17 protein-coding genes and 1 pseudogene are annotated in these 14,028 nt (G+C 61.4%); 7 read left to right on the top strand and 11 right to left on the bottom strand.

What is annotated here, in order from left to right; all coding sequences use genetic code 11:
- Nucleotides 1–28 precede the first annotated feature (28 nt).
- Nucleotides 29–1,732, bottom strand: coding sequence for an amidase (locus APH35_RS08485; protein ID WP_060493716.1), 1,704 nt, complete (start codon nt 1,730–1,732; stop codon nt 29–31).
- 140 nt (nt 1,733–1,872) lie between these two features.
- On the bottom strand, nt 1,873–2,712 hold the full coding sequence (gene yghU / locus APH35_RS08490; RefSeq protein WP_012272471.1) for a glutathione-dependent disulfide-bond oxidoreductase: 840 nt from the start codon (nt 2,710–2,712) through the stop codon (nt 1,873–1,875).
- Between the two features lie 199 nt (nt 2,713–2,911).
- Between yghU and APH35_RS08495 the strand changes: the two genes are divergently transcribed.
- Complete coding sequence (locus APH35_RS08495; protein WP_012272470.1) at nt 2,912–3,958, top strand: alpha/beta hydrolase family protein; 1,047 nt, start codon at nt 2,912–2,914, stop codon at nt 3,956–3,958.
- On the opposite strand, the gene APH35_RS08500 is transcribed toward APH35_RS08495, so the two are convergent.
- The 4 genes and pseudogenes from APH35_RS08500 to APH35_RS08510 all read right to left on the bottom strand — a co-directional run bounded on the left by APH35_RS08500 (nt 3,920) and on the right by APH35_RS08510 (nt 7,856).
- On the bottom strand, nt 3,920–5,113 hold the full coding sequence (locus APH35_RS08500; protein WP_012272469.1) for an MFS transporter: 1,194 nt from the start codon (nt 5,111–5,113) through the stop codon (nt 3,920–3,922). The genes APH35_RS08495 and APH35_RS08500 overlap by 39 nt on opposite strands.
- Before the next feature lie 196 nt (nt 5,114–5,309).
- The gene (locus APH35_RS08505; protein WP_012272468.1) at nt 5,310–6,896 is read right to left on the bottom strand and encodes an ABC-F family ATPase; all 1,587 of its coding nucleotides are present in this window, start codon (nt 6,894–6,896) and stop codon (nt 5,310–5,312) included.
- Nucleotides 6,897–6,916: 20 nt separating this feature from the next.
- Nucleotides 6,917–7,182 (bottom strand): annotated as a pseudogene (locus APH35_RS29310) (site-specific integrase); the annotation flags it as partial.
- The gene (locus tag APH35_RS08510) at nt 7,167–7,856 is read right to left on the bottom strand and encodes an SOS response-associated peptidase (protein WP_012272466.1); all 690 of its coding nucleotides are present in this window, start codon (nt 7,854–7,856) and stop codon (nt 7,167–7,169) included. The pseudogene APH35_RS29310 and the gene APH35_RS08510, both read right to left, overlap by 16 nt.
- Before the next feature lie 244 nt (nt 7,857–8,100).
- Between APH35_RS08510 and APH35_RS08515 the strand changes: the two genes are divergently transcribed.
- The 5 genes from APH35_RS08515 to APH35_RS08530 all read left to right on the top strand — a co-directional run bounded on the left by APH35_RS08515 (nt 8,101) and on the right by APH35_RS08530 (nt 10,517).
- Nucleotides 8,101–8,388, top strand: a complete 288-nt coding sequence (locus APH35_RS08515; protein ID WP_060493082.1) for a hypothetical protein — start codon at nt 8,101–8,103, stop codon at nt 8,386–8,388.
- A 376-nt stretch (nt 8,389–8,764) separates the two neighbouring features.
- Complete coding sequence (locus tag APH35_RS28975) at nt 8,765–8,905, top strand: hypothetical protein (protein ID WP_171577247.1); 141 nt, start codon at nt 8,765–8,767, stop codon at nt 8,903–8,905.
- Nucleotides 8,906–9,061: 156 nt separating this feature from the next.
- Nucleotides 9,062–9,430: a hypothetical protein gene (locus APH35_RS08520; RefSeq protein WP_060514546.1), complete on the top strand. Its 369-nt coding sequence runs from the start codon at nt 9,062–9,064 to the stop codon at nt 9,428–9,430.
- Nucleotides 9,431–9,583: 153 nt separating this feature from the next.
- A complete protein-coding gene (locus tag APH35_RS08525; RefSeq protein WP_012272462.1) occupies nt 9,584–10,114 on the top strand; it encodes a DapH/DapD/GlmU-related protein in 531 nt (176 codons plus the stop codon).
- A 94-nt stretch (nt 10,115–10,208) separates the two neighbouring features.
- Entirely contained in the window at nt 10,209–10,517 is a 309-nt protein-coding gene (locus tag APH35_RS08530; RefSeq protein WP_041166499.1) for a hypothetical protein, read from the top strand.
- 238 nt (nt 10,518–10,755) lie between these two features.
- On the opposite strand, the gene APH35_RS08535 is transcribed toward APH35_RS08530, so the two are convergent.
- The 3 genes from APH35_RS08535 to APH35_RS08545 form a co-directional block, all read right to left on the bottom strand.
- The gene (locus APH35_RS08535; protein ID WP_012272459.1) at nt 10,756–10,971 is read right to left on the bottom strand and encodes a hypothetical protein; all 216 of its coding nucleotides are present in this window, start codon (nt 10,969–10,971) and stop codon (nt 10,756–10,758) included.
- Nucleotides 10,972–11,074: 103 nt separating this feature from the next.
- On the bottom strand, nt 11,075–11,275 hold the full coding sequence (locus APH35_RS08540) for a hypothetical protein (RefSeq protein ID WP_012272458.1): 201 nt from the start codon (nt 11,273–11,275) through the stop codon (nt 11,075–11,077).
- A 111-nt stretch (nt 11,276–11,386) separates the two neighbouring features.
- Entirely contained in the window at nt 11,387–11,701 is a 315-nt protein-coding gene (locus APH35_RS08545; RefSeq protein ID WP_060493085.1) for a hypothetical protein, read from the bottom strand.
- Nucleotides 11,702–11,960: 259 nt separating this feature from the next.
- Between APH35_RS08545 and APH35_RS08550 the strand changes: the two genes are divergently transcribed.
- Nucleotides 11,961–12,320, top strand: coding sequence for a hypothetical protein (locus tag APH35_RS08550; RefSeq protein ID WP_060493086.1), 360 nt, complete (start codon nt 11,961–11,963; stop codon nt 12,318–12,320).
- Between the two features lies 1 nt (nt 12,321).
- On the opposite strand, the gene osmE is transcribed toward APH35_RS08550, so the two are convergent.
- Together osmE and APH35_RS08560 are read right to left on the bottom strand one after the other, a co-directional pair.
- Entirely contained in the window at nt 12,322–12,678 is a 357-nt protein-coding gene (osmE, locus tag APH35_RS08555) for an osmotically-inducible lipoprotein OsmE (protein ID WP_012272455.1), read from the bottom strand.
- 65 nt (nt 12,679–12,743) lie between these two features.
- Nucleotides 12,744–13,979: an NADH:flavin oxidoreductase/NADH oxidase family protein gene (locus tag APH35_RS08560; RefSeq protein ID WP_060493087.1), complete on the bottom strand. Its 1,236-nt coding sequence runs from the start codon at nt 13,977–13,979 to the stop codon at nt 12,744–12,746.
- Between the last annotated feature and the right edge of the window lie 49 nt (nt 13,980–14,028).

Raw genomic sequence — 14,028 nt, forward strand, 5'->3', positions numbered from 1 at the left:
AATGGGCCGCAAAGCGGCCGCTGTAAATTCAGCCCAGAGCTGGAGTGCGCGGCGGGATCATGCGGCGCGAGCCGGTCGCCTCGAAGGCCGCACCAAAGCTCAGCAGCGCATTGTCGCTGTAGGCTCGGCCGGCAAAGGTCAACCCCACCGGCATGCCGATATCGGCCATCACGCCCATTGGCACGGTCACGGTCGGTACGCCCAGGTGGCGGATCGCCAGGTTACCGTTGGCCACCCAGATGCCGTTGCTCCAGGCGATGTCCGCCGACGCCGGGTTGACGTCGGCGTCAGCCGGGCCAACGTCCGCTACGGTTGGGAACAGCACCGCATCCAGGCCCAGCTTGTCCATCCAGTCTTCCAGGTCCAGCTTGCGGGTCTGCTCCAGGCCGCGCAGGCCATCTGGCAGGGTCTCGATCTGGTCCCAGGTCTTCAGGCCGCGCTTGGCCATGTTGACGTACTCGTCCATGCCCGCCGCCAGGTCGTCCTCGCGGTTGGGCAGGGTGCCTGGGTCGTGTGGGAAAATCTGTGGGCCATCGACATCGGCCAGGCGGTTGAGCTTGGGGTCGTCATTGGCACGCAGGAAGTCGTCGAAGCCCCAGCCCGAAAGCTCCCACAGTTCGTCATGGAGGAACTCCTTGCTGACGATACCGCGGTTGTAAACGGTCGGTGCGCCCGGGCGGTCGCCTTCGCAGTTGGACACCAGCGGGAAGTCCACTTCCAGCACTTGCGCACCGGCCGCTTCCAGGGCCTGGCGCGCTTGCTGCCACAGGTCGATGACCGTGGCGCGGGTGTTGATGCGTTGGCCAGTCGGGCCGCCGATGCCTGGTTTTTCGGAGGTACCGGCCTCGGTGTCGGCATTGATGTACATGCGTGGCACGCCAAAGCGCTTGCCCTTGAGCGCGCTGGCATCTACCGCCAGGTCCAGGTACGACGCCGGGCGCACCTTGGAGGCCGCCGGAATCGGCACCCACGGTTGCAGGCGCCACAGGTCGCCGCGCTTGTCGACGTCATCGGCGACCACCACGTCGAGAATTTCCAGCAGGTCGGCCATGGTGCGTGCATAAGGCACCACCACGTCCATGGTCGGGGTCAGCGGCCAGTTGCCACGCACCGAAATCACCCCGCGCGATGGGGTGTAGGCGCACAGGCCGTTGTTGGACGCCGGGCCACGGCCGCTGGACCAGGTTTCTTCGGCCAGGCCGAAGGCACTGAAGCTGGCGGCGGTGGCGGTGCCGGCGCCGTTGGACGAGCCCGAGGCGAACGGCGCGGTCAGGTAGTTGGCGTTGTAAGGGCTTTCGGCGCGGCCATAGACACCGCGCTGCATGCCACCGTTAGCCATGGGCGGCATGTTGGTCTTGCCCAGGCACACGGCACCCGCGGCGCGCAGGCGCTCGATGGTGAAGGCGTCGCGCTGGGCGACCAGGTTCTTGAAGGCAGGGCTGCCGGAAGCGGCAGTCAGGCCCTTGACCAGGTAGCTGTCTTTGGCGGTGTAGGGAATGCCGTCCAGTGGGCTCAGCACCTGGCCCTTGGCACGGCGGGCGTCGGAGGCCTCGGCCTCTTTCAGCGCCTCCGGGTTGCGTACCACTACGGCGTTCAGGGCCGTGGCCGTGTCGGCGCCATCGTAGGCATCGATACGTGCCAGATAGGCCTTGACCAGCTCGACCGCCGTCGTGCGGCCCGACTCGAGCGCGTCGCGCAGCGCGGCAATGGAAACCTCGGTTACCTCGATCATGCGTTCACCAAAAAAATGTGCAGGTGGGGGCTAGTGCGAGGAGTGTACAAGAAGGGCTTGGTGGGCGCAGGTTTGCGCAGGGGCAAATGGTTTTATGCAGGCGGGCATTGTCGGGGTCGCGCAGCGACCCCGGCCAGCAGTTAATCCAGGTCTGCCGCTGAATGGCGCTCCGGCACCTGGCTGTCTTCATCGCCCCAGGTACGGTTGACACGGGTACCGCGTTGTACCGCCGGGCGCAGGGCAATTTCCTCGGCCCAGCGCTGTACGTTGGGGTATTCGTCAACCGCCAGGAACTCAGCGGCGCCGTACAAGTTGCCGCGCACCAGCTGGCCATACCAAGGCCACACGGCAATGTCGGCGATACTGTACTCCTCGCCGCCCAGGTAGCGGCTCTCGCCCAGACGGCGGTCGAGTACATCCAGTTGACGCTTGGCTTCCATGGTGAAGCGGTTGATGGCGTACTCGAATTTTTCTGGGGCATATACGTAGAAGTGGCCAAAGCCACCGCCCAGGTAGGGTGCAGCGCCCATCTGCCAGAACAGCCAGTTCAGGCTCTCGGTACGTGCAGCTGGCGATTTTGGCAGCAGTGCACCGAACTTGTCCGCCAGGTACAGCAGGATCGAACCCGATTCGAATACCCGTACAGGCGGTTCGACGCTGCGGTCGAGCAGGGCAGGGATCTTCGAGTTGGGGTTGACCTGGACAAAGCCACTGGAAAACTGGTCGCCTTCGCCGATGCGGATCAGCCAGGCATCGTATTCGGCATTGGCGTGGCCCAAGGCGAGCAGTTCTTCAAGGGCAATGGTGACCTTCACCCCATTGGGCGTGGCAAGGGAATACAGCTGCAGCGGGTGCTTGCCTAGCGGTAGCTCCTTGTCGTGAGTCGGGCCGGCAACCGGGCGGTTGATGCTGGCGAACTGGCCGCCGGACGCTGCGTCGTTGCGCCAGACCTTGGGTGGCACGTAGGCGGGCTTGCTCATGCATGAATCTCCTTCATTGGCGCGAAACGGTCACGTAAGACGTGGACCTGCATCTATGCCACGGGTTCGACGCAATGCGCAAATGCATAGGGCGCAAGCGCGACATGCATGACGGCGTTTTCATCCAGTTTTCATCCGGCACAGGCCCGGCCGGTTTTATGCTGGGCCATCACTTCGCCCTGCAAGGAACCGCCGGCCGATGACCATTCCTCGCTGCTTGTTGGCGCTGGCTCTGCTCGGCGGCCTGTTGGCCCGCGCCGAAGCCGCGCCCTGGGTTGCCGGCCTGCACCACATGACCCTGGCCGACCCGGTCGATAGCCGCCCGATGCAAGCGTTGGCGTTCTACCCGGCCAATGGCGCAACCCGGAGCAGCCGCATAGATGGGTACCCGGTCGAAGTGGCCGAAGAAGCGCCCGTTGCCATGGGCCGGTTCCCGTTACTGGTACTGTCTCACGGCAATAACGGCAGCCCGTTGGCCTTGCACTACCTTGCCACGTCGTTGGCGCGCCAAGGGTTCGTGGTGGTCGCGGTGGTGCACCCAGGGGACAACGCGCGCGACCACAGTCGCCTGGGCACCCTGAGCAATCTTTATGGGCGGCCGCTGCAAGTCAGCGCCGCCATTAGCGCTGCACGCGATGATGCCGTGGTCGGGCCCTATCTGAATGAAGGCAAGGTGGGCGTGATCGGCTACTCGGCAGGCGGCGAAACCGCGTTGATCCTGTCTGGCGCGCGCCCTGATCTGGATCGGTTGCGTCAGTATTGCCTAGAGCGCCCGAATGACGCTGACGCCTGCAAGACCCACGGCATACTGATCGCCGACCGCAGCGAGCTCGCGCCTGAGGCTGATCCGCGAGTGGGTGCTGTGATGTTGATGGCGCCGCTAAGCCTATTGTTCGGTCGTCATGCACTGGCCGGGGTGCAGATACCCGCGCTGATCTACAGCGGCGACAGCGATCAACTGGTGGCCGTGGACCGAAATGCCGAAGCCTTGGCCCGCAAGCTGCCAGTCACGCCAGACTATCGCCTGTTGGCCGGTGCCGGGCATTTCGTGTTCATGGCCCATTGCGATGCCGAGCAATATGCGCGGATGCCGGCGCTGTGCAAGGACGCCGACGGCGTCGACAGGCGGCATATCCATCGCTCGCTGCAACGTGAAACGGCAGCATTTTTCAGCCAGGCTTTGGGGGCACCAGAGCCCGCCGAACGCTCAGCTGCGACGGGCACGCCGCGCCAGCAGCAACGTTAGGCCGACCCCGGCCAGGGCGAGCAGGGCCGCCACGCAGAAAATCGAGGCATAGCCCAGGTGCACGGCTACGGCCCCCATCACGGGGCCGGCGATGGCCAGCGCCATGTCGAAGAACACCGCATAGGCACCCAACCCCGCGCCGCGGCTGCTGCTGGGCACCTGCTTGATCGCCTCCACGCCCAGTGCCGGGTACACCAGCGAGAGCCCGAAACCGGTCAGCCCGGCGCCAACCAGCGCCCAGGGCGGCGAGGGCGCCAGCCACAGCAGGCACAGGCCGAGCACTTCGGTGGCCATGCAGGCTACTGCCACGTTGTAGCCACCAAAGCGGTTGACCGCGTTGACGAACAGCAGCCGCGAAATGATGAAGCACACACCGAACGCACTCAGGCACCAGGCCGCGCCTGCCCAGCCGCGCTCGAGGTAGTAGAGGGTAACGAAGGTGGTCAGGGTGCCGTAGCCGATCGAGGCCAAGGTCAGGCCCAGGCCACACGGCGCAACCCGGCCGAACGCTGACCAGAAGGGCAGACGCTCGCCGCGTACCACTACCACGTCGGGGCGCTTGCGCAGCACCAGCAGGGCAAGGGTTGCCAGTACCAGCAAGGTCGGCCCCAGTACGCTGAAGTCCAGCCCGTCCACGGCCAGTACGCCCAGCGGTGCACCGATGGCGATAGCGCCATAGGAGGCGATACCGTTCCATGAGATCACCCTGGCCGTGTGCTCGGGGCCGACCTGGCTGATGCCCCAGCTCAAGGTGGCCACCCCGATCAACCCTTGGGCGACACCCAGTAGCAAACGCCCGCCGAGTAACAGGGTCAGGCTCAGCAGTGGGGCGCTCAAGGTCCAGGCCGAGAACAACGTCAGCACACCGCAACCGGCAATCCCCAACAGGCCGAAGCGGATGGCCCGTTTACCACCCAAGGTGTCCGCCACCTTCCCCGCAAACGGGCGGCTAAGCAGCGTGGCCAGGTATTGCAGGCCAATCGTTACCCCAGCGATCACTGCGCCAAAGCCGAGTTGGTCGTGCACATAGCTGGGCAGTACTGCAATCGGCAAGCCGATGCAGAGGAAGGCAATGAAGGTGTAGAAAACGATCGACAGGATCTGCAGTGTGATGTGCAGCGTATTGCTGGTGGGGGCGGGTTGTTGCGCGGTCATGGGCTCTTCGCGGGCGGGCGGTTGGGCGTGGCCCCATCATGGCCGCTGCGCGAAATAAATGAAAGCAGGCTAACGAATTATTCGTCGGGGGATACTCACCTTCAGGATTGGTCGCAGGTACTTTACCTGTAGGAGCAGCCTTGTGCTGCCAAGAGGTCGGCCCAGCCACCTCAGATGGCCAGGCCTTACCCGTCAATCAGACCAATACGCCCTGGCTACGCAGGTAATCGTCATAGGTACCACTGAAGTCCACCACGCCATCGGGCGACAGCTCGATGATGCGCGTGGCCAGCGACGACACGAATTCGCGGTCGTGGCTGACGAACAGCAGGGTGCCTGGGTAGTTTTCCAGCGCCAGGTTCAGCGCCTCGATCGATTCCATGTCCAGGTGGTTGGTCGGCTCGTCCATTACCAGCACGTTCGGCTTCTGCAGGATCAGCTTGCCGAACAGCATGCGACCTTGCTCACCACCGGAAATCACCTTCACCGACTTGAGGATTTCGTCGTTGGAGAACAGCATCCGCCCCAAGGTGCCGCGGATCACTTGCTCGCCGGAGGTCCACTGGCCCATCCAGTCGAACAGGCTCAGGTCGTCTTCGAAGTCGTGGGCGTGGTCCTGGGCGTAGTAGCCCACCTCAGCGCTGTCGGTCCACTTCACCGAGCCTGCATCCGGGGTCATTTCGCCAACCAGGGTGCGCAGCAGGGTGGTTTTGCCAATACCGTTGGGGCCGATGATTGCAACGCGCTCGCCCGCTTCGACGGTAATGTCGAAGTTCTTGAACAGCACCTTGTCGTCGAAGGCTTTGGCCATTTTTTCGACGACCACTGCCTGGCGGTGCAGCTTTTTCGTCTGCTCGAAGCGAATGAACGGGCTGACGCGGCTGGACGGCTTGACCTCGGCCAGTTGGATCTTGTCGATCTGCTTGGCACGCGAAGTCGCCTGCTTGGCTTTCGAGGCGTTGGCCGAGAAGCGGCTGACGAAGGTCTGCAGCTCGGCGATCTGGGCCTTTTTCTTGGCGTTGTCCGACAGCAGTTGCTCACGCGACTGGGTGGCCGCGGTCATGTACTCGTCATAGTTGCCAGGGAACAGGCGCAGTTCGCCGTAATCCAGGTCAGCCATGTGGGTGCAGACGCTGTTGAGGAAGTGCCGGTCGTGGGAAATGATGATCATGGTGCTGTTACGCGCCGTGAGGATCGTTTCCAGCCAGCGAATGGTGTTGATGTCCAGGTGGTTGGTCGGTTCGTCGAGCAGCAGCACGTCCGGGTCCGAGAACAGCGCCTGGGCCAGCAGTACACGCAGCTTCCAGCCCGGTGCCACTTCGCTCATCGGGCCGAAGTGCTGCTCCAGCGGAATACCCAGGCCCAGCAGCAGTTCACCGGCACGGGATTCGGCGGTGTAGCCGTCCATTTCAGCGAATTCGGTTTCCAGCTCGGCGACGGCCATGCCGTCTTCCTCGGTCATTTCCGGCAGCGAGTAGATACGGTCACGCTCGGCCTTGACCTTCCACAATTGGCCGTGGCCCATGATCACCGTGTCGATCACGGTGAATTCCTCGTAGGCGAACTGGTCTTGGCGCAGTTTACCCAGGCGGGTATTCGGCTCGAGCATGACCTGGCCACCGGACGGCTCCAGGTCACCGCCAAGGATTTTCATGAAGGTCGACTTGCCGCAACCGTTGGCGCCGATCAGGCCGTAGCGGTTGCCGTTGTTGAATTTGACGGAAACGTTTTCGAACAGCGGCTTGGAGCCGAACTGCATGGTGATGTTAGCGGTGGAGATCAAAGGGCTTACCTATCAGTAACTTACGACGCTGGGCTTTCAGCTGATACCGATTTGATACCAATCTTGAGGTTTTCCAGCTCGCTCCAGTCGGAGCTTGAGTTAAGCCAACGGGCATACGTCGACAGCAGCATCTGAACGCTGTGACCCAGCTGTTGGGCGATAAATGCGGGGTTGAGGCCGGACATTGAGCGTATTGTCGCATAGGTGTGACGGCAGTTGTATGGGGGCGACGCCTGATCCCCAATTCATTCAGCTCGGGCACCCAAGGTTTTACGTATTCGGCATTGATAGGGGCCGATCAATCGGGAGGATCAGTCCGGCGCCCTGATTACGCACATTGCCGACGGCAGTGCTCACCCGATACCACTCGAAGGCCTCGGCCGGTTCGCTTAGGTTGAGCACCAGTTGCTCTGCATGCTCGCTTGGCATGCCCGCTGCGATCCACTCGCATGCCAGTTCTGGCGAAAGCACGACAGGCCTGCGGTCGTGCACGTCAATCATTCCTCCCTGGGCGTCGGCGGTAATGATCACGAAGCCGTCGTGCTCGTTGCCAGCAAACTGGCCGATGGACGCGCAAAGGGCAGGGCGCCCGTCACGCCGATGGATGAAGTACGGCTGCTTCTTCGGGCCGCCTTCATCTTTCCACTCAAACCATCCGTCCACTGGCGTGATTGCCCGGTGTGGCCAGATCGCACGGAAGAACGCGCCGTGCGCCACCTTTTCGACCCGAGCATTGATCGGCGCAGCACGGTCAGTCGCCCAGTGCGGCCGCCATCCCCACCTCACCAAGTCAGCGCGCGGGCCTGCATCATCCTCCCGCAGCACTGCCACCGGCATGGTCGGCGCGACGTTGTACCGTCCGAGCGCCTGGTCGCCGACATTGTTGCGCCAGGCCTCTGGCATGCTCAGGGTCTCAACGAAGTCATGGATCCCGCGGTACTGGCTCAGCCTTCCGCACATTCCCATTCCTCCTACTGGAGCACAAAGGATAGCCCGCCGGGCGGTGCTGGCCTGCTCGCAATAGTTTTTGAGCCGGCTGGAAATGGCTGCACGTTGAGACGCAGGTTATCTGGAGCCACGGGTAGCAGCCATTTGCCCCATGGCAGGCTCGTCAAACGGGTGGGCCTTCTGCACAATGAGGCCGTGCAGGTAGTGCAGCGTGGTTTATCACTCGCACCCCGACAACCACAGGAGGACACCGTAGATGAAGCGTTTGTTACTTGGCATCTTGCTCCTGGCGTCGGGCACTGCCCACGCCGGCATTCCGCTGTTGAACGCGACGTGCCCCGGAAACATCGAGGTTCATGCCGACAAGGGCGGGCCGATCTATATCAATGGCAAGGAAGGCAAACTGAAAAAATTCAACGACAACTACTACGAAGCCAAAGGCAGCGGGTTAACGGTATCGTTGTCGATCAATCCGGATGGCTCGCCTGACGTCTCATATACCGGCAAGAACAAAGCCAATGGTGTATGCCAGGTCAAGGACTAATTGCCCCACTTGTTTGCTTGGCTCCACCGGCGCCCGCAGGCTCCACCCAGTAGATGGAACGGGAATTGCTGTAGTCCTGAGACATTGATCATGCGGAGTACGCAGAAATGACTCAGGATGACCGCTATTACATGATTTTCGGCGTGGTTGCTGTGTTGGTGCTGGACCTGGCGGCAACTTACGTGTTTCTCAATGCCATTGCCTGACCCCGGTTATGGGTACGCCATACGCGTAATCGGGGCCAACCGCAGCCAGGGCCGCCGGGTAAATGAAATTATGCATGGAAGATGACCAACGGCCTGCGCCTGCCTGAACATCCCAACCCCGTGCGGTCCAACTCAGGGAAGGCATGGCTTCGCCCGCCGGAGGTTCGCACATGAAACGCAAGACTGCATGGGTTGTGGTGTTGTCCGGTTTGTTGTTGCTCAGTGGTTGTTGGCCGTACTGGCACGACGGCAGGCATCACCGCCATTACTATGACGGAGACCGTGGCGGGCAGGAATACCGTCGCTACTGATGCAGGGCGCGAGGGGGGCGCCCCAGAACCTATATAGCAAACAAACCTAATGCCCGGTTGTCATTGAGCAGTAACATGGGCATACGAAAACCAAAAAATGGGCAGGCTGCTTGGCAACACTTTCCCAGTTTTCGATGGGGGGCAGGAGCGTGTCGCGTGAAGAGCTCAAGATCGCTTGCCGGCGCAATACTGGTGTCCGGGTTTGCCACGTTGTTAATGGCAGGCTGCGCACAAAACCCTGATGTGCGTGACAGCCACGATTATACCGCTGGCACGACCGCGAAAAGCCCACCCGCGTATCTGGGGTGCGTCAAAGGCGAACTTCCAGGGCATGTGAAAACCTATGAAGTCGATGGCGATAACTCGGTCAAGCTGTTCATCGAAAGCACCGACCCCGACAAGGCTGATGGTCTTGTAGAATTGCGCGGCACGGGAACCCAGCACCAGTTCACGGCTTATCAACGTGATGCCTGGTACGACCACGGCAGGTTGCTGGATGCCGCGCTGATGTGTTCAAAAGCGTGATCATTCAACCGACGAAACAAAAAAGCCCGCCGTCCAGAGCGGGCTTTTTGCCAATGGGCCGCGTAAACTCGCGTGCTCAAGAAATGGCAGGAGGCACCGATAAGCTGCCTGCTAGTGTCTCGCTGACGCGATCAACACCATTACCACTGTCGGATGTCTCGCTTGCTCCTATTCGTCGCAAAACTCAAAAAACACCTGTCTCCGCGTCAGTTCATGCGCCTGCTGGATACCCATGACCTGGGTAAAAAACAGTTGAATCGCCTATTGGCCAAAACCGGTGTCCGTACCCAAAGCCATGTAGTCATTCGCCCGCCGTTCTACTTCGAGCGCGGCAACCTTGAATTGGGGCAGGGCGCTTTCATCAACAGCGGGTGCGTGCTCCTCGACGAAGCAACTATCCGCATCGGCCGCATGGCCATGCTTGGCCCGCAGGTGCGTTTGTGTACGACCAGCCACGATATCAACCCCCAGCGGCGCAAGGACAATGACTACATCGCCCCGATTACCGTGGGCGACAATGCCTGGATTGGCGCGGGTGCCGTGGTATTGCCTGGCATCAATATTGGCCATAACAGCGTGATCGCGGCGAACAGCGTGGTAACCGAGGATGTTCCGCCCAATGCGCTGTATGCCGGCTCACCGGCAAAGTTCAAGAAGTGGCTGGTGGAGCCGGAGCTGGCTTGAACCGCGCCGTTTTTGCATTTGCTGGCCCCGCCCGCGATAATCGTCGCATTTGAATGGAGAACAGCGGGTGGAAGCAAGAAGCGTTGTCGCCGAAATGTTCATTGGGATCCCGACGCATTTTTGGGTGTTGCCGGTTGCTGGCCTGGTTGCTTACTACGGCCTGAAGTGGTCCGCCAGGCTCGGCAATCGTGCCACTTGGCTGCAAGCCTCGACCTACTTGTCATTGCTGGCGCTGGCTGTGCTGCCCAACGGCTTTTATGCCCTGTTTCCGCCCGCGCCTGACCCGGATGTGCTGTTGAATCACGCACCGCTGCCCAACTATGCAGGGCGCTTCTACCTCGATGCATTCTATGTCTTCAGTGGTTGGGCGCTGAGCAAAGTGTTGAAGCTCAAGTTCAGCTGAGTCGCTGTCCGGTTACCACATGGTAACTGGAGCATTAATTGCAAGTCCCCAGAGAAAGTGGTGCATTTGGGGGAAACGGCAATGCTTACTGAAGACCTGTACGTCATGGCCCTGTTTGTAGGCAGTGTACTGGCCTTGGATGTTGCGGCCATCGTACTGTACCGGGGAGCCAAGCCCTGACCCCGCGTTTGGGGGCGGCGCCTAGAACCGGGTAGATTTCCCGTTCAGATGCCTATCATCAAGCACCTTCAATGTCGTCGATTCTTGCGGCCACGGCGCGCAACTCGTGCGCCACCACATCGATGGACCTGATGTGCGCGGTAACATCGAGCTCGCTCGGAGAGCTACCTCGCGCCTCCATGAACCTGGCGTGGCCACTCATGGCTTGGCTGAGTTTGTCCAGGTGCTCGGCAGTTCTGACCAGGTCTGACTTGATGTTGTGCAGCGTCTCCATAGTGCTAAAGGCCTTCCTTGTCTTCTGCTTCGACGGGCCTGTGAGCATCGCCTCAGGGCGGGGTGAAACGCAATAGCTGTGTGAAAGGCACTTGCTTGGAACTTCAGCTTTTCTCCTGCACCTGCAGCACCGAGCCCTTGTCGTCGGTCACCAGCAAGCCGCTGGTGTGGGTGCCGTTGGATTGTTGCTCGGCCAGTGGCACATCCGAAGAACGAAAGATGCTACGGCCCTGTTCACCGGTTTTAAGGGTGATGAGTTTGCCGTTCTGATAGAAGAACAGCGTGCTGTTGGCGTTATTTTGCATGGTAGGTTTCCTTGCCGAGTCGTAGTGATGCCCCATGGGCAGGTTCACTTTCTCAGCGTTCCGCCGCCCACGCTACTGGCAGAAATATCAGGTGTGCGCCAGTCATCGCGCTCAGGCTTCGTCTTGCAAACGCCCGGGGCTGAAGAAAAACGAGGCCACTACCACCGCTGTTATCACCCCTGTTGCATCGGCAAGGAACAGCAGTAGGGCACTGACGTCACCAGGCGCCATGTGATTGCCCAACGCAAAGTCCACGCCATGTGGGCATGCGGCGATCATTAGCAGCATGGCGGCCAGCAGGCCAGAGAGGACCTTCATGTAGGCCCTGCCGAATGCCAGGCCATAAGCCCAGAACACGAAGATACAGAGTACCGCCAAGCCGGTGGAAGTTACGTATTGGGCGAGTATTTCCAGCCACCACAACATGGGATTCTCCTTGGCGAAGCGCGCTGATCAATGTGGGTGGGTGAAGCCGGCCGGTGATTGCCGTTGCCGGATGCTAATCAGAAGCAGGGAAGAACGAATTCGTTCCCTCGCTTAAAACAATTCATTACTTTCAACCAGCCTTAGTTAATCAGCCGGCGTGTTGTTTGGTTGTCGTTGGCGCGTTGTGACTGTGTCAATTGCGCGAAAAAAACGCAGCAAGACCTTGGTTGATTAGAAACTCGCCGCAACCCCCGTTAGAATGCGGCGTATCCCTAATGGCCAATTGCAAATGCCTATTTTTCGTATCTTTGTCGCTTCTGCGCTAGTCGCCAGCCTTGTCGGCTGCGCAACGCCTGGCAAGCCCACTGCCAGCAAACTGACCAAAAAAACGCCGCAGCAGTACGCCGCCTGTGTATTGCCCAAATGGCAGGCGCTGGCGCCCCAGGCCACGCAGAAGTCGATAGCCCATGGCTACCGGCTGACGGCATCCAGCGCGGTGGCAAGTGACGATGTGCTGGACGTGGTCGACTCCCGCGATGGCAGCCGCGCGACTTTCTACAAGGGCAGCTTTCTGTCTGGCGACAAATTGCGTCAAGCTGCCAAGGACTGCCTGGACTGAATCAGTAGCCCGAGCCGCTTGAGCCGCCCATGCTGGGCAGGCGGGCCTTGTGCTGGGCATTGCTCCATTCGGCGCAGGTCATGAAGGCGGTCTTGTCCACCTTGCCGTTGCCGTCGAAGCTGACGCTGTAGGGTTGCCGTTTGCCGGCCTGGGTCAGCATGTAGTCGAAGCAGGTGCCGGGCACCACGGTACGGTCGGTCTCGGCATCAGGTTTGCCGCCTATTTGCACGACCTGGTCTTTGCTCATGCCGGTACCGACCTTGGCCACCAGTGGCTGGTCTTGGTACTGCGCAGAGTTGGATGAGCAGGCAGCAAGCGCAGCCAGGGCGAAGAGCAGCGCGTGATGGGGTTTGTTCATGGCAGTGCTCCGGTAGAGAACGGCGATGAAGGCAGGCCAGGCGAGTTGAGGCGGCAGGTAGCCCCTCATCCAGCCCGGCTTCTCATCATACGCCTGTACTGCCTTACCCGCAGTAACGTGCAGCCTTGCTCCAGCAACAAGGCGCGCAACGGTGACGCATGCGCCTTGGGCCTGTTGCCTGCTGCCAGCCGGCGCATCTGCAGTTTCACCAAGGCCATGTACGCCAGTGCGGCAAACGCCTTGCGCTTCCAGCGAATCGGCTGCAGTTCGGCGCTGGCTGTCGCTTCGCCGTTCAGCCAGCGCTGGGGCAAGCCAGGCTCTACAGCCAGGGCTGTCGCTATTCCGGCCATGGCCACGCCACTGGCGAGCACGTGCTCGACCACCGGCAGCCGGCGAATACCGCCGGTGACCATCACCGGCATCTTCGCAATGGCGGCGATCTCTCGGGCAAACTCCAGGAAGTACGCCTCGCGGGCCAGGGTCCGGCCGTCACGGGCGTCGCCCTGCATGGCCGGTGCTTCATAGCTGCCACCGGACAGCTCCACCAGGTCTACGGGCAATTGGTTCAGCCACAGCACCACCTGACGGGCATCTGCAGGTTCAAAACCGCCGCGCTGGAAGTCCGCTGAATTCAGCTTCACGGCCACGGCGAAGCCGGGCGAAACCACCTTGCGCACGGCTTTGACCACCTCCAGCAATAACCGCGCGCGGTTCTCCAGGCTGCCGCCCCAGCGGTCCCGGCGCTGGTTGCTCAACGGCGACAGAAACTGGCTCAGCAAATAACCATGGGCGGCGTGCACCTGTACACCACTGAAGCCGGCCTCTTCGGCCAGGGCCGCAGTACGAGCGAAGCGCTCGATCAGTGCGGCGATCTCGGCTTCGTCCAGTGCCTTGGGCCGAGGGAACAGTTTGGACAGGCCGCCCATGTCCAAGGCGATGGCCGAAGGCGCTACCGTGGGCTGCCCAAGGTTGGCCTGCATCTGCCGCCCTGGGTGGTTGATCTGCATCCAGAACTGCGCGCCATGGGCACGGCCTATACGGGCCCAGTCGCGAAATCGCTGCAGCGGCTGGCTGGCGTCGAGCATGACACCGCCCGGGCCGGTCATGGCGCTGGGGTCGACCATCACGTTGCCGGTGAGCAACAGCCCGGCACCGCCTTCGGCCCAGGCCTGGTACAGCCGCAGCAATGAGTCGGAAGGGGTCTGGTCCGGGTTGGCCAGGTTCTCTTCCATCGCCGCCTTGGCGATGCGGTTGGGTATGACACTGCCATTGGGCAGCAGCAGGGGTTGGAACGGCGTCATGGCGATCTCCGAATGGTGGCTACCACGCATCGGTTACTGCACGCGTGGG

Source organism: Pseudomonas sp. NBRC 111132 (genome assembly GCF_001320565.1).
Lineage (GTDB): Bacteria > Pseudomonadota > Gammaproteobacteria > Pseudomonadales > Pseudomonadaceae > Aquipseudomonas > Aquipseudomonas putida_P.

What these genes read in the sequence shown, in the direction of transcription:
- APH35_RS08485 (WP_060493716.1), bottom strand. Translation starts at nt 1,732, where the DNA reads ATGATCGAGGTAACCGAGGTTTCCATTGCCGCGCTGCGCGACGCGCTC.
- yghU (WP_012272471.1), bottom strand. Translation starts at nt 2,712, where the DNA reads ATGAGCAAGCCCGCCTACGTGCCACCCAAGGTCTGGCGCAACGACGCA.
- APH35_RS08495 (WP_012272470.1), top strand. Translation starts at nt 2,912, where the DNA reads ATGACCATTCCTCGCTGCTTGTTGGCGCTGGCTCTGCTCGGCGGCCTG.
- APH35_RS08500 (WP_012272469.1), bottom strand. Translation starts at nt 5,113, where the DNA reads ATGACCGCGCAACAACCCGCCCCCACCAGCAATACGCTGCACATCACA.
- APH35_RS08510 (WP_012272466.1), bottom strand. Translation starts at nt 7,856, where the DNA reads ATGTGCGGAAGGCTGAGCCAGTACCGCGGGATCCATGACTTCGTTGAG.
- APH35_RS08515 (WP_060493082.1), top strand. Translation starts at nt 8,101, where the DNA reads ATGAAGCGTTTGTTACTTGGCATCTTGCTCCTGGCGTCGGGCACTGCC.
- APH35_RS28975 (WP_171577247.1), top strand. Translation starts at nt 8,765, where the DNA reads ATGAAACGCAAGACTGCATGGGTTGTGGTGTTGTCCGGTTTGTTGTTG.
- APH35_RS08525 (WP_012272462.1), top strand. Translation starts at nt 9,584, where the DNA reads ATGTCTCGCTTGCTCCTATTCGTCGCAAAACTCAAAAAACACCTGTCT.
- APH35_RS08530 (WP_041166499.1), top strand. Translation starts at nt 10,209, where the DNA reads ATGTTCATTGGGATCCCGACGCATTTTTGGGTGTTGCCGGTTGCTGGC.
- APH35_RS08535 (WP_012272459.1), bottom strand. Translation starts at nt 10,971, where the DNA reads ATGGAGACGCTGCACAACATCAAGTCAGACCTGGTCAGAACTGCCGAG.
- APH35_RS08540 (WP_012272458.1), bottom strand. Translation starts at nt 11,275, where the DNA reads ATGCAAAATAACGCCAACAGCACGCTGTTCTTCTATCAGAACGGCAAA.
- APH35_RS08545 (WP_060493085.1), bottom strand. Translation starts at nt 11,701, where the DNA reads ATGTTGTGGTGGCTGGAAATACTCGCCCAATACGTAACTTCCACCGGC.
- APH35_RS08550 (WP_060493086.1), top strand. Translation starts at nt 11,961, where the DNA reads ATGCGGCGTATCCCTAATGGCCAATTGCAAATGCCTATTTTTCGTATC.
- osmE (WP_012272455.1), bottom strand. Translation starts at nt 12,678, where the DNA reads ATGAACAAACCCCATCACGCGCTGCTCTTCGCCCTGGCTGCGCTTGCT.
- APH35_RS08560 (WP_060493087.1), bottom strand. Translation starts at nt 13,979, where the DNA reads ATGACGCCGTTCCAACCCCTGCTGCTGCCCAATGGCAGTGTCATACCC.